At 35.0% G+C, this 13,984-nt stretch carries 14 protein-coding genes and 5 tRNA genes; 1 reads left to right on the top strand and 18 read right to left on the bottom strand.

Annotated elements, in window-relative coordinates:
- Window position 1: 1 nt before the first annotated feature.
- The 3 genes from CLAN_RS00565 to CLAN_RS00555 are packed head-to-tail and all read right to left on the bottom strand — an operon-like array spanning window position 2 to window position 3,792.
- Complete coding sequence (locus tag CLAN_RS00565) at window positions 2-1,012, bottom strand: virulence RhuM family protein (RefSeq protein WP_232045842.1); 1,011 nt, start codon at window positions 1,010-1,012, stop codon at window positions 2-4.
- A 26-nt stretch (window positions 1,013-1,038) separates the two neighbouring features.
- Window positions 1,039-2,193 (bottom strand): restriction endonuclease subunit S, encoded by a 1,155-nt coding sequence (locus CLAN_RS00560; RefSeq protein WP_100590311.1) that lies wholly within the window; start codon window positions 2,191-2,193, stop codon window positions 1,039-1,041.
- A 3-nt stretch (window positions 2,194-2,196) separates the two neighbouring features.
- Window positions 2,197-3,792 (bottom strand): type I restriction-modification system subunit M, encoded by a 1,596-nt coding sequence (locus CLAN_RS00555; protein WP_100590310.1) that lies wholly within the window; start codon window positions 3,790-3,792, stop codon window positions 2,197-2,199.
- Window positions 3,793-3,885: 93 nt separating this feature from the next.
- Between CLAN_RS00555 and CLAN_RS08250 the strand changes: the two genes are divergently transcribed.
- A complete protein-coding gene (locus CLAN_RS08250) occupies window positions 3,886-4,026 on the top strand; it encodes a hypothetical protein (protein WP_167368911.1) in 141 nt (46 codons plus the stop codon).
- A 130-nt stretch (window positions 4,027-4,156) separates the two neighbouring features.
- Here CLAN_RS08250 and CLAN_RS00550 read toward each other — a convergent pair whose 3' ends face one another.
- The 15 genes from CLAN_RS00550 to tig all read right to left on the bottom strand — a co-directional run bounded on the left by CLAN_RS00550 (window position 4,157) and on the right by tig (window position 13,848).
- On the bottom strand, window positions 4,157-4,900 hold the full coding sequence (locus tag CLAN_RS00550; protein ID WP_100590309.1) for a carbonic anhydrase: 744 nt from the start codon (window positions 4,898-4,900) through the stop codon (window positions 4,157-4,159).
- A gap of 429 nt (window positions 4,901-5,329) precedes the next feature.
- A complete protein-coding gene (locus tag CLAN_RS08415) occupies window positions 5,330-5,455 on the bottom strand; it encodes a hypothetical protein (protein WP_256413459.1) in 126 nt (41 codons plus the stop codon).
- A 143-nt stretch (window positions 5,456-5,598) separates the two neighbouring features.
- Window positions 5,599-5,683 (bottom strand) — tRNA-Leu (locus tag CLAN_RS00545).
- Window positions 5,684-5,715: 32 nt separating this feature from the next.
- Window positions 5,716-5,792 (bottom strand) — tRNA-Arg (locus CLAN_RS00540).
- Between the two features lie 30 nt (window positions 5,793-5,822).
- Window positions 5,823-5,899: transfer RNA gene (locus tag CLAN_RS00535), tRNA-Arg, on the bottom strand.
- Window positions 5,900-5,917: 18 nt separating this feature from the next.
- Window positions 5,918-5,994 (bottom strand) — tRNA-His (locus CLAN_RS00530).
- Window positions 5,995-5,998: 4 nt separating this feature from the next.
- Window positions 5,999-6,076: transfer RNA gene (locus tag CLAN_RS00525), tRNA-Pro, on the bottom strand.
- 107 nt (window positions 6,077-6,183) lie between these two features.
- Complete coding sequence (locus CLAN_RS00520) at window positions 6,184-6,909, bottom strand: TerC family protein (RefSeq protein WP_096018568.1); 726 nt, start codon at window positions 6,907-6,909, stop codon at window positions 6,184-6,186.
- On the bottom strand, window positions 6,909-7,487 hold the full coding sequence (purN, locus tag CLAN_RS00515) for a phosphoribosylglycinamide formyltransferase (protein ID WP_100590308.1): 579 nt from the start codon (window positions 7,485-7,487) through the stop codon (window positions 6,909-6,911). The genes CLAN_RS00520 and purN overlap by 1 nt, the downstream gene beginning before the upstream one ends.
- Entirely contained in the window at window positions 7,478-8,863 is a 1,386-nt protein-coding gene (locus tag CLAN_RS00510) for an NAD(P)H-hydrate dehydratase (RefSeq protein ID WP_100590307.1), read from the bottom strand. The genes purN and CLAN_RS00510 overlap by 10 nt, the downstream gene beginning before the upstream one ends.
- The gene (locus CLAN_RS00505; protein WP_100590306.1) at window positions 8,860-10,374 is read right to left on the bottom strand and encodes a YifB family Mg chelatase-like AAA ATPase; all 1,515 of its coding nucleotides are present in this window, start codon (window positions 10,372-10,374) and stop codon (window positions 8,860-8,862) included. The genes CLAN_RS00510 and CLAN_RS00505 overlap by 4 nt, the downstream gene beginning before the upstream one ends.
- Window positions 10,371-10,889, bottom strand: coding sequence for a peptide deformylase (gene def / locus CLAN_RS00500; RefSeq protein WP_096015344.1), 519 nt, complete (start codon window positions 10,887-10,889; stop codon window positions 10,371-10,373). Before def ends, CLAN_RS00505 begins: the two co-directional genes overlap by 4 nt.
- Window position 10,890: 1 nt before the next feature.
- Window positions 10,891-11,952, bottom strand: coding sequence for a GGDEF domain-containing protein (locus CLAN_RS00495; RefSeq protein ID WP_100590305.1), 1,062 nt, complete (start codon window positions 11,950-11,952; stop codon window positions 10,891-10,893).
- Between the two features lie 16 nt (window positions 11,953-11,968).
- A complete protein-coding gene (gene clpP, locus CLAN_RS00490) occupies window positions 11,969-12,553 on the bottom strand; it encodes an ATP-dependent Clp endopeptidase proteolytic subunit ClpP (RefSeq protein ID WP_167368961.1) in 585 nt (194 codons plus the stop codon).
- The gene (gene tig / locus CLAN_RS00485; RefSeq protein WP_100590304.1) at window positions 12,550-13,848 is read right to left on the bottom strand and encodes a trigger factor; all 1,299 of its coding nucleotides are present in this window, start codon (window positions 13,846-13,848) and stop codon (window positions 12,550-12,552) included. Before tig ends, clpP begins: the two co-directional genes overlap by 4 nt.
- Between the last annotated feature and the right edge of the window lie 136 nt (window positions 13,849-13,984).

The raw sequence follows: 13,984 nt of genomic DNA, 5'->3' as shown, positions 1-13,984 counted from the left end.
ATTATTTTCCTATTTTTCTTATTTGATTTTTAGCTTCTTTTTCGGCTTTTTTTAAACTTTTTATATACTCTTTTTCAACTGGGGATAGTTCGTTATTTTGGTATTTTAAATATTCGTTTTTAGCTTTTTTTAAAGCTTGTTCGTGGCTTATATTTCCCGCACCGGTTAATATTTGTCTGTTTCCAGATGTAAGCACGGAGTCTAACATTGAAATATAATCACTCATATACATTGGTTTATGTTCAAAAGCATTGATTTCTGCTAAATCAAAATAACCTGAAACTAGATTATTCAAAACTTTTAATTCATTTTCATCTAAGTAATTTTTGGCTATTTTTGCATCACTCCACACAGGAAATTTGCCTTTAAAATTTTTTAATCCCATAAATTCTTTTTTGGCATCAGCTCTTTGATAAATAATCTCAGCTGCGGTATGACCATGTGTAGCATAATGTAGCTTGTTTTGTACTATTTTAAAAAATTCGATTGATTCTTCGCTTTTTGGATCATAATCAACACTAGTCGCATAAAGATCCAAAACTTGTCTATAAAGCACTTTTTCAGAAGAACGAATATCTCTAATTCTATCTAATAATTCTTTCCAATAGCTCCCACCGCCATTTCCTTTTAGTCTTTCATCATCTATAGTAAAACCTTTTATCAAATACTCTTTTAACTTTTGAGTCGCCCATCTTCTAAAATTAGTTGCTACTTTGGATTTTATCCTATATCCAAGTGAAATTATCATATCTAAATTATAATATTTTACATTTCTTTCAACATTTCTATTGCCTTCTTTTTGAACTGTCAAGATTTCCTTGATAGTTGAGCTTTCGTTTAACTCTCCTTCTTCAAAAATATTTTTTATATGCAAACTTATATTTTGCTTAGTTGTATCATACAAAACTGCCATTTGTTGTTGCGACAACCACACTGTTTCATCGATTAATCTAACATCTATTTTAGTGCTACCATCTTCTGGCGTATAGATTATAATGCTATTTTCTTCCAAAATCATCCTTTCTTATCTTTCATTTATTAACTTTTTAACTCCTTAAAAGTTAATAATTTATCTCTATAATACTCATATTGCTTTTTTCTTGCTTCTATTTCAGCGGGAAGACCTTCAGAAAGGTCGTTACATAATTTGTCAAATTTTTCTAAAATATTTACTATCTTATTTTGTTTTTCTAATGATAGTATAGGTATTGGATACTTATTTAACATAGGTCTCCTAATAGATGTTACAGAAGAATTAAAAGCATTTTTTTGTATATAATCATAAAATGTTGACTTCATATAATAATAAAAATATTTTGAATTTACTTTATTGTTTGTTATATTAATTCTGTATGCTCTTTGATGTAATGCATATTTTCCATCAGTGTAATGAAATATTTTTCCAACTCCTACTCCATCACCTGATGTTATTATAGAATTATCATCGTACTCATAATTATTTTTATAATACACTTGTTGAGAACGAACATAAAATGGATATTGTCCATCTTCAACTGCTTCATTTGTATTACTACTACCCGTACCTATATCCGCAATTGATTCTAAACTAATAAATTCAACATCATCATTAAAATTGAATAATTCTTTTGAATAATACTCATATTGCTTTTGCCTAGCTGAAAGCTCTGCTGAAAGCTCTGCTGAAAGCAATGTGAAATTATCCAATATACGGACAATTTCACATTGCACTTCCAACGGAGGCACAGGAATACTTATTGATTTTATAATTGATAGATTTATACTTGTTAAAGCACCTTGAGCCATTCCTTTTATATTGTTATACATACTTTCTACATAATAATATAAAAATTTATAATTAACTATTTCAGAAGGTTCCATTGCGCATACAGATTGATTTGCAGTTATTCTTTTTATATTAACGGCACTCCTAGCAACTGTCGCCCCAGTCATTGCAATTAAAACAGAATATTCCTTTATCCATTTTGCAGAAGATTCATTAAGGCCTTTTTCTGTAATTTTAATTTCAGCATCATCTATTATATTAAAATTTATCTCACCTGATCTTAGCCAAGGAATATTTCCGCCATAATAATCTTTATTTGATGTTCTTGGTGTACCACCAGCAAAAACATTATCACATACTTCTTCAATTTTTTTAAATTCCACCCCATTCGGGCATAATTTATTGATTAATTCTTCTAATTTACTCACAGATTACGCCTCGATTTCTAAGATGATTTTATCTATTTCCTTGCGAAGCTCGTTTTCTCTAGCTACTATTTGGGCTATTTCATTATTTAGCTTTACTATATCTATTTTTTCTCTTGTGTCTTCTTGTTCTACATAGGTTGATACTGATAGATTGTAGTTATTGTCTGTTATCTCTTTATTTGGGATTAATTTGGCAATGTGGTTAATATCTTTTCTATCTTTAAATATTTTAACTATATTATCTATATTTTTATCGGTTAATCTATTGTTATTAGTTACTTTGACGCACTCTTTGGAAGCGTTTATAAAGAGTGTGCTATTATCTTTTTTACCCTTTTTTAATACCATTATACAAGTTGCTATACTTGTCCCAAAAAAGAGATTATCAGGTAGTTGGATAATCGAGTCTATAAAATTATTATCAATTAAATATCTTCTAATCTTTTGTTCTGCTCCGCCTCGATATAATATCCCAGGAAAGCATACTATAGAAGCTGTGCCATTAGATGCTAGCCACGATAATGAGTGCATTATAAAGGCAAAATCCGCTTTTGATTTGGGCGCTAAAACTCCAGCCGGAGAGTAGCGCTCATCATTTATCAAAATAGCATTATCATCTCCAGCCCATTTGATAGAGTATGGCGGATTAGATACTATCACCTCAAATGGCTCATCATCCCAGTGTTTAGGCATGGTCAAAGTATCTTCGCAAGCTATGTTAAATTTATCATAACCAATATCGTGTAAAAACATATTAATCCTACAAAGGTTATAGGTAGTCAAATTTATCTCTTGACCATAAAAGCCGTTTCTTACATTTTCTTTGCCTAAAATTTTCGCAGATTTCAAAAGCAATGACCCGCTTCCACAAGCTGGATCATAAACCTTATTAACCTCTTTTTTATCCAAAATAGCGAGTTTGGTAAGTAGTTCGCTAACCTCTTGTGGTGTGTAGAACTCTCCACCTGATTTACCAGCATTTGAAGCATACATGGACATTAAAAACTCATAAGCATCCCCAAATGCGTCTATATCATTATCCTTATAGTCTAAATTTATCCCAGCTATTCCATCTAATATTTTTAGAAGTTTTTCATTTCTTTTAGCAACTGTGGCGCCTAGCTTATTGCTATTGACATCTATATCATCAAATAACCCAGAAAAGTCATCTTCACTCTGCGTGCCTTTGGCGGAGTTTTCGATATTGTTAAATATCATTTCTAAATATTCATTTAAATTATCTTTTATATTTTTAGTTTTGCCCTCGCTATCTGTGAATGTAGCGCTATCGCTTTTAGCTGATTTAATCACATTACAAAACAACTCTGAAGGACGAATGAAAAATCCCTTTTCTGTGACAAGATTATCCCTTTCAAATTCGGCCTCGCAATCTTTTAAATTCGCATAATCAAAAGTAGCTTCGCCTGCTGCTCTCTCCCCTTCATTTATATAATTTGCTATATTTTCTGATATATATCTATAAAACATAATACCTAGCACATACTGCTTAAAATCCCAGCCATCTACTGAACCTCTCAAATCATCAGCGATGGACCATATCGCTTTATGTAATTCTTCTCTTTGGTGGTTGCTTGCCATTTTGATTGCCTTTAAATTTGATTTTGATAGCGTTTTTTGGCTTGTATTATATATTTTCATTGATTAAATTACAATATTTTAATCTGATTTTGTGTGGATAGATATGAAATTTGGCTTTTTGCGGAGTTAAATTTGGCTTTTTGTGTAGCGTTTTTAGGGTTGGGTGGCGAATTTTTGTGGGTGGTGTTTTTGGGTGCGGTGGTGGAATTTGCTCTTTGTGGGTGGCATTTTTGAATACTACGGCGGAATTTGGCGGTGAAATTTGACAATGGCAAAAAATTCGCCGGTGTTAGCGGCTGATAGTAATAGGAGGCCGCCCGAATTGGGCGGTTGTTGAGTGGTGGCTTAAGGATGGATTATAAATTTATTTAGATACTTCTAGGATTTTTCGGCCATTGATATCTTGGGTTGGACGGTTGTTTTGACCTATTATATTAGTAAAAAATTTAATCTGTTCATCTGAAGCAAAGGCGTTATCTTTATTTATTAGCCAAATCACACCCTCAGAGCATGGTGGCGTAGTAAGTGAGCCAACTAGCTCAATATAATTTTGAAGATTTTTGACTAGGTCGTTTAAGGCTAAATTCGCTAGTTTTCTACTCTCTCCAACCTTAGTAGGTGCGTCTGCCCAAATCTCTTTAATCACAGGATTTTCATCGCCTTTATCAAACATAATCGCCAATACCAAAAGCTCTTCATCACTAGCCTTATGAACTAAATGAGCTACCATAGGATAGTGCTTTTTATCAAAAGTATATTCTGATGGCGTGTGAAAATGCATCTGTAAAAGCTCGAATTTTTTGTTTTGAAATGTTAGGGTGCTACCTGGATTGAAGTTCACTTGTAAAGTGTGTCCGTTATTGATAAGCTCTTTTGGGCTATTTTTATAATCAAATATAGGCTTTTGTAGCGTAGATTTCGTAGTTTGAGCTATATCAATTGGTGATTGATTTTTGCCATATTTACAGGTGCGAAATTCATCCGCCAAATCTCCCCAATGCTCTGGCGATCCATCACCGCTATAACCCCAATGTGGCGCACCATGATGAGTATTAGAACCACTCGCACCAATTAAAAAACCAAAAAGTAAAATAACTAAAAATCTCATAATTTCTCCTTAGGGTGAATTTAAAATAAATTTAATCAATATAATTTAATCAATATAATTTAATTATATGAATTAAATTTATTTTATAATAAAAATTAGTTATTATACTCGCCATAAACATAAATTTTTCTTAATATTTATATTTTTATATGTGACGAATTTCATTAATTTAAATTTGAAATTTGATTTAGCTTAATCTAGTATAAATTTGCTATTTTGCCTATTGTGATTTCATAGCCATTAAATGATATAAAAGGGATTTTAAACTAAATTTAAAATGATTTTTGGAAGTAATTTAGAAATTTGAAAATTTATATCTAGATATTGGCTTTTTTGGCCTTGCGGTGGGCTAGCGAGATTAGCGGATATTGGCCTATTGTGTGCTTTTTAATCTTATCATTGATTTTAATTCTAAAGATAAAAGTCTTGCTATTTGGGCGAATTCTTACTATTATGTTGCGTGTGCTTCTTATCTTTTATTATTAGCTCTTTTGCGTTTTGTGGTAGGGTGATAGATTTTAGTTGGCTGTCTGTTGTGAAGTTTTTCATTTTCATTTGGGTATCCTTGGGTATTCCTTTGGGTGAAAATAACTGAAATGAAACGATATCAAATGAAAGCTTAAATCAGTTCTAAAATCCGATTTTTAGGGCTTTTTGATGATTTGTGAAAGTTTAAGAAAAGTATTGAAATGGAGTGATGGTGCGGACGAGAGGACTTGAACCTCCACACCGTAAGGCACCAGATCCTAAGTCTGGCGTGTCTGCCAATTTCACCACGTCCGCAAATAAATTTGCTAAGCCAAAGCTTAACAAAGTGGTACGCCCAAGAGGATTCGAACCTCTGGCCTACGGCTTAGAAGGCCGTTGCTCTATCCAGCTGAGCTATGAGCGCATATGAAAACTCAGCTCTTATATTTGAAAGTGGTGCGCCAGGTAGGACTCGAACCCACAACCTACAGATCCGAAGTCTGTCGCTCTATCCAATTGAGCTACAAGCGCGATCTTGCCACACATAAATGGGGTGAGTGATGGGAATCGAACCCACGACCCTCAGGACCACAATCTGATGCTCTAACCGACTGAGCTACACTCACCACATGGTCGGGGTGAAAGGATTCGAACCTTCGGCCCCTTGGTCCCAAACCAAGTGCGCTAACCAGACTGCGCTACACCCCGAAGTATAGTCTCACTATTTCAAATAAAGAGCTGAAATTATATCCGAAAAAATGCCATTTGTCAATTAAAATAGGCTTAAATTTGGCAAAAATATATAAATTTTTAACCTATTTTTGCTCTTTTTGACCTCTTCTAGAATAGAGATTTATCATCTCCACAACCAAAGAAAACGCCATCGCAAAATATATATACCCTTTTGGTATATGAAACTCAAGCCCTTCACCCACTAGCGCCACGCCTATTAAAATCAAAAACGCAAGAGCTAAAACTTTAATAGTAGGATTGGACTCCACAAATCTGCTAATAGCCCCACTAGCTAATAGCATCACCCCAACAGCCAAAATCACCGCTAATATCATAATCTCTATGTGATTAGCCATACCAACAGCGGTAATAACGCTATCAAGCGAAAAGACAATATCTAAAATTCCAATTTGGATTATCGTCATCGCAAAGCCTACTCCAACCTTGCTAGAAATGCTCTCTTCTTCGCTTTGATTAGTTGCGTGAGAGTGTAATTCTAAGGTTGATTTAGCTATCAAAAATAGCCCACCAGCTATCAAAACAATATCACGCCCCGAAATCTCTTGACCCATAAGAGCAAAAAGCGGCGTTGTAAGCTTCATAATCCAAAACAGACTCAAAAGCAACATAATTCTAGTCACCATAGCAAAGCCAAGCCCCATTATCCTAGCTTTGTCTCTTTGATTAGCTGGAAGTTTGCCACATAAAATCGCTATAAAAATGATATTATCAATACCCAAAACTATCTCTAAACTAGTTAGAGTAAGCAAGCTTATCCAAGCCTCTATAGAGTAGATCCACTCAAACATTATTTGCCTTTAGCTAGAAGTTTGATAATTGTTTTTGGTAGTAATTTGTGTTCGATTTTATGAATTTTTCTCTCCCATTGCTCTTTTGATCTATTTTTGCGTGGGAAACTCTTTTGCGCTATTATCTCGCCTGCATCTAGCTCGCTGCTTACCCAATGTATGCTGACACCGCCTACTTTCATATCGCTATTGTAACTCTCATCGATGGCATTTGCCCCTTTAAATAATGGCAATAAGCTCGGATGAAGATTAATCGCTTTGATATTATCTGTAAAAACAGGCGTGAGAATTCGCATAAAACCGGCTAAAACACTCAAATCAATATCGTGTTTTTTGATCTCATATACTAATGCTTGGTCAAATTTCTCCCTAGTAGGGTAATCTCTGTGATCTATCACCACCGTATCAAGGCCAAATTTCTTAGCTCTTTTGATCCCTTTGGCATCTGGATTATTACAAATCAATAAGGCCACATTGATCCTTACACCTTTAAATACCTTGCCATGTACTTGCTCTAAAATAGCTTGTAAATTTGAGCCACTTCCACTAAACAAAATTGCGATATTTTTTACAACCATTTTAATCCTTTTATAATATCATTTGGGGTAAAGCTATAGTCATTTCCCTTATAAATTTGGGCTGATTTTTGATGAGCTAAAACCCCATTTATAGCTGATTTAAGCGGGGTAAAGTGATTAGCTAAATATCCTAATATAATCCCAGATAACGCATCCCCGCTGCCACCGACAGCGAGCTTAGAGCTACCTTGGGAAGCTACATATAATACCCCTTTTTGAGCGATTATCACATTAGCGCCTTTTAATACCAAAGTAGATGGGAATTTAATGCTAAATTCTCTAGCTAACTCAAAGCGGTTATTTTGAATTTCATCTACGCTAAATTCACCCATACCGCATATTTTCATCAGTGAGCTAAACTCCTTTGGGTGTGGGGTTAAAACCGCCAAATCACTTAAAGCAAACTCCTCCACCCATGAGTGATAAAAGGCATCCGCATCCACTACGCATAATTTTTTGGCGCAAACTTTATAATCAAATTTAGCCCCACCAAGCCCCATACCAAAGCCGATAATATCAGCATTATCAAAGCTAGTTTTAAGCATAATTTGCGGATCTAAATTTAGATTATTTTGGCTTAAATTTACCATGCTCACCCTACCAGCGCCCATATTTAAGGCTGAGCTTGCCGCAATCTTTGCAGCACCACTCATATCACCACAAGCGATGAAAACATGCCCAAAATCGCCTTTACTCGCATTTTCTAAATTTCTATTAGGCAGTTCTAAATCATCTAAAAGCACGAGATAATCACTATCTCCATAGCTGAATTTCTCATCATTTATACCTAAATTTGCTTGGATTATCTCACCTACAAAGTCCTTAGCCCTATCAGCATAAAGCCCAAGTTTTAAAACCCCCATACAAACGCTAAAATCAGCCTTAAAAATCTCACTTCCCATACTCATCTCACCTACGCCACTAGGGATATCAACGGCGATTTTAAGGGCGTTTAGGCTATTTAGTTTTTTAATTACATTAGCGATTTTTGGCTCCATTTCACCCTTAAACCCACTACCAAAAATCCCATCAATAACACAATCAAATTCACCCAAATCACAAGACAAATCTGCGATTTTAACTCCTACATTTTTGGCGATATTTAGTTGAATTTTGGCATTTTGATTTGGACTGCTTTTGAGAAAAATAATACTACAATCATACTCCCCACTAAGCATTCTAAGGGCGGCTATAGCGTCACTTGCATTATTTCCTTTACCGCAAACTGCTAGAATTTTGCTACCTGATTTTAAATTTTGGCACACCACTTCAGCCACAGCCCTAGCGGCATTTTCTTGTAATACTAACTCGCTTATACCTAGATTATCCACAGCATTTTTATCAAATTTAGATGAGTTTGTATAGAGCCTTTTCATCTTTTCATCCTGTAGCTTAAACTCTCCATTATATCAGCTTTTGATATGATCTCATAATCTTTTAAATCCGCTATTGTCCTAGCGACTTTAAGGGTTTTATTTATCCCTCTTTGGCTAAGATTATAGCTAGAAATTGCCCTATTTAGAGTCTCTTTGGCTTCGTTATCCAAAATGCAAAATTTCGTTATATCACCATCGCATAATTTGCCATTTAGCTCACTTTGACCCCGTTTAATCTGATTTGTAAAGGCCTTTAAAACCATATCGCTCATCTGCTTTGAACTTAGCGTAGCTTCATCAAATTCACTAATCTCGCCCATCGCACAATATAGATCTATACGATCCAAAATCGGCCCAGATATGGTATTTTGGTATTTTGCTATCTCTTTATCGCTACAAATACAAGTGGCATTTTTGCTAAATAGATTACCGCAAGGGCATGGATTCATCGCAGCAACAAATAGAAATTTAGTATCATAACTGACTTTGGAATTTACCCTTGAGATATTGATTTTATAATCTTCTAAGGGCTCTCTAAGACTCTCTAAAATTTGCTTGCCAAAGTGCGGAAACTCATCAAAAAACAGCACTCCGCCATTAGCCAAAGCCACCTCACCTATCTTCGCAGCAGTGCTACCACCACCAAAAATAGAGCTTCTAGTGCTTGTGTGATGCGGACTTCTAAAAGCCCTAACAGCGCTAAAATCACTATTATTTGAATTCAAAGATTCATAAGCACTAGCTAGCAATATCTCTTCTAAGCTTTGTGGTGGCATGATATAGGGCAAGCGCTTTGCGCTCATGCTTTTACCGCATCCGGGGCTACCTTCAAATAAAATATTATGCATACCAGATGCGGCGATGATACTCGCTCTTTTGGCTCTCTCTTGGCCTTTGATATCTATAAAATCAAGAGTATAATTTAAATTTGGGACAAATTTACGCCCGCAAATCTCTATAACATTATCAAAAATCGGATGAGTGGCACTCACTTTGGCATTAGCCCTAATCTCATCATTTAAGAAAAAATCCCTAGCTTGGCTTAAATTCTCAACAGCATAAACTTCAAAATTAGGTATCATAGCTGCTTTTAAGGCGATATCTTTTGGGACTAAAATTTTGGCTGATTCAACACTAGTGCTAAGAAACAATAAAATCGAAAATAGCTCAGCCGAGCTTCTAAGCTTTCCATCTAATCCAAGCTCTCCAAATACGAAATAATCGCTATCAAATTTCTCTTTTTGCAATAAAATCAAAAGAGCAATAGCCAAATCAAAATGTGAGCCATCTTTTTTGACATCGCTTGGACTTAAATTTATGATAACTTTCAAGGCTGGAAGGGCAAAATCTCTAAGGGCTAAAATAGCGGATTTAACCCTAGTAGCCGACTCTTTGATAGTAGCACTAGCAAGGCCTACTATCTCAAATCCAGGCAAGGCTCTAATAAAAGTTGATTCTATATCGATTATATGTAATTTATTGCTTAGAGATGCTGATTTTAGGGATTTCATAGCGGTTTGCGTTTTGGCTTTTTCTTATACTCTTTGTCAAATTTTTTACGCTTATTAAAGCCTATTTTTTCTATAAATAGATGGCCATCTAGATGGTCATTTTCGTGTTGTAATGCCACGGCTAATAATCCATCAGCTTCGATCGTGTGAGGATTGCCAAATCTATCTTGATATTCTACAACCACGCTAGCAGCCCTTTTGACCTCTTCATAATACCCCGGCACACTCAAACAACCCTCTTGATAGAGTTGTTCGCCATCTTTTTTGATAAATTTAGGATTGATTATCTCTAATAAATCGGCTTTGTCTTGAATATCATTGTCATTTACTAAATTTATTATCAAAGCTCTAATAGGCCTACCAACTTGTATCGCAGCTAGGCCGATTCCGCTTTTAGCGATCATTGTTTCATACATATCATCCAAAAACTCACCAAGCTCAATATCAAATTTATCCACCTCAACACTACGCTCAAAAAGCCTTTTGTCAGGATACTCCAAAACCTCTAAAACCACACTACACCTCTACACTCTCAAATAGCTTAATGTCTTTTCCACTTCTTGGCAACGCATCTAAAAGAGCCGATAAAATCTCTTCTATACTGCTATCTGGATTGATAGCGCCAACAGCGATTTCCATATTCATATCTAGCTCATCTTCGCCCATAAAAAATGTAGTTTGGTATAATAGTTCTGCGACCCTTTGGGCTGCTTTTTTGGCGCTTTCTAGATCTGTATGCTTCATCACCATAGCAAAGCACCCATCGCCATAGTGTGCGACGATATCACTTCGGCGTGAAGTTTTAAGTAGAATTTTGGCTATGTTTCTTAAAATTCCATTTTTGTCTTTTAGGCTTGGAATGTTATTTAAAACTACATCTTTGACACGAATTAGCATAATGCTGACATTATACTTATATCGCTTGACATCGTTAAACTCATCGTGAAGAATCTTTAATAGATATTTTTTGTTATAAACTTCAAATTTAGAGTCATAAATAGAGTTATCTTCTACATTTTTAAATATCTTATCAACCTCTTCATAACTAGTTTTAATAGCGCTTATATGGCGTTCCATTAGGGCATTAAACTTCTCAAGCTCCAGGCCAAATATCTTTATGCTACCTTGAATTGTAAGCGGATTAGCACTAGTGCTCATCTCTTTTAAACGATTTTTGGCTATACCGTTCATGATGCTTAAATTTTTGTATATTAATATTATTACTTGCATCATAGAGCGGATTTGAGCGAAGCCGGTTTTGATATCTTTTTCTATCATGGCTTGGCGGTCTAGCTTATCTTCTTTGCTAAAATCCAATAACTCCAAAACTTTCTTTTGAAAATTCGCAGGCTTACCTTCTAAAAGCTTTCTAAAATATATATCAAAATTATCCGGTGTTGGCTGGATATTCTCAGCAATCAACTGCTTTAAGACAGCGGATGAAAATTTATTTAAATCTACATTTTCGCTATCTGGAGTAGCCGCCACGCTAGGCCTAGCTGCCGGAGTGGCAACTGGTGCTATGCTTGGTTGCTTTGTAGCTGTTTTTGTGCTTTTATCTTCATCTAATGTAACCATCACAACACCTTAAATTCTATTTAAAACTTTTTGTCAAAATCGTATCTACAATACCATATTCTACCGCTTCACTAGCACTCATAAAACAATCTCTATCTGTGTCTTTGATAATTTTAGATAGCTTTTGGCCTGTATTTTTAGCTAGGATAGTGTTTAAATTCTCTTTGATTCTTAAAATTTCTTTAGTTCTAATCTCCATATCTGTGGCTTGGCCTTGAGCTCCGCCTAAGGGCTGATGGATCATAACTCTAGCATTTGGCAAGATATATCTCTTGCCTTTTGCTCCACTACTAAGCAAAAATGACCCCATACTAGCAGCTTGACCGATACAGATGGTACAGACATCAGGCTTGATATAATTCATCGTATCATATATACTCATTCCGCTAGTTACCACGCCACCTGGGCTATTGATATATAGATATATATCTTTATCTGGATCTTGCGCTTCTAAAAATAGAAGTTGAGCTACGATCGCACTTGCCATGCGATCTTCTATCTCATCAGTTAGCATAACGATACGATCTTTAAGCAAACGAGAGTATATATCGTAGCTTCTTTCGCCTTTGCCGTCATTTTCTATTACATAAGGTATCATTATTTGCTCTCATCTTTTTTGTTAAATAGATCTGAGAATAGTTTTTCTTCTATTAGAGCCATTTTAACAGCTGGGATCATACCTTGTTTTTTGTAAGTTTCTAAATGCTCTTTTGGATCAGCACCATATCTATAAGCTTCAAAATATATTGTTTGTAAAATTTCATTATCAGCTACTGTGATATTGCGTAATTTGGCTAATTCATCGATGATAAAGGTCAATTTAACGCTTTTTAGAGCGTCATCTTTGTATTTTGCTCTTTGTGCTTCTAGTGCTTTTGGATCTTCTTGGAATTGTTTGCGTTCTTCATCGCTAAAACTCATCCAATTATTTCTAAATTGCATATCGATCTCTTGTTCTACTATGTTGTTTGGTAAATCAAAGCTGAATTTCTCCACAGCTGCTTGAGCGAATTTAGGTTTTAGCTCTTCGATTACTAATTTTGACATTTTTTCTGCTTTTATCTGATCGCTTATGCGATTTTCTAGCATCTCTTTGGTTGGGTTCTCTTCATTTGGTAGAATTTTTTTAAGAGTTTCTTCATCTAATTTAAGTGGCTCTTTGCCTTGAATTTCGTGTAATTTGACCTTAAATACAGCTGCTTTGCCTGCTAAATGAGCTGCGCCATACTCAGCTGGGAAAGTAACATTAATATCTCTTTCTTCACCAACTTTAAGCCCTATCATACCATCTTCAAATCCTGGGATAAACTGACCGCTACCGATTTCAAGTAGATACCCCTCAGCCTTGCCACCTTCAAAAGCCTCACCATCAACAAAACCTTCAAAATCAAATTTCGCCCAATCGCCCTTTTCTAAGCTCTCTTTTTCTATCTTTTTAAGTGGGGCTAGCATATTTAAAATTTCATTGATTTTGGCATCTATTTCGCTCTTTTGTGCTTGTGGCTCTTCGAAATTTGGGATGATGCTTTCATATCCATTTAGATCTACGCTTGGGTGAAATGAAATTTCAACCTCAACATCTATATTACCATCTTTATCATCAAATTTAATCACTCTTGGTTCTGATATTATATCTGAGTTTGCTTTCTCAACTTGCTTTACAGATTCATTTATAAAATCTCTATAAAGCTCACCACGAGCGTCATTTTCTAGATCTTTGCCATATCTTTTGATAACTTCAGCTACTGGGACTTTGCCAGGGCGAAATCCGTCAATTTTCACATTTTTAGCCGCTTTTCGTGCTAATTTTTCTACTTTTTGTTTTATCTCATCTGCTTTTAGAGTTGTTGTCGCAGTAGCATTTACTGAATTTGTAAGTTTAGCATTAACTTCCATTATTTTCCTTTTGACAAAAATTTGGCGCATAATATAGCAAAATTTTGCTTTATTTAAGTATAAATTATCAAATTTATTTGCACTCAAGTCAAAATATTGTAAAATCATACAAAAATTTTTAAGGTAGATTATGTTT

Source organism: Campylobacter lanienae NCTC 13004 (assembly GCF_002139935.1).
Taxonomy (GTDB): Bacteria; Campylobacterota; Campylobacteria; order Campylobacterales; family Campylobacteraceae; genus Campylobacter; species Campylobacter lanienae.
Note: the sequence above shows the minus strand (reverse complement) of the source record. Positions and strands in the feature narration are given on the sequence as shown.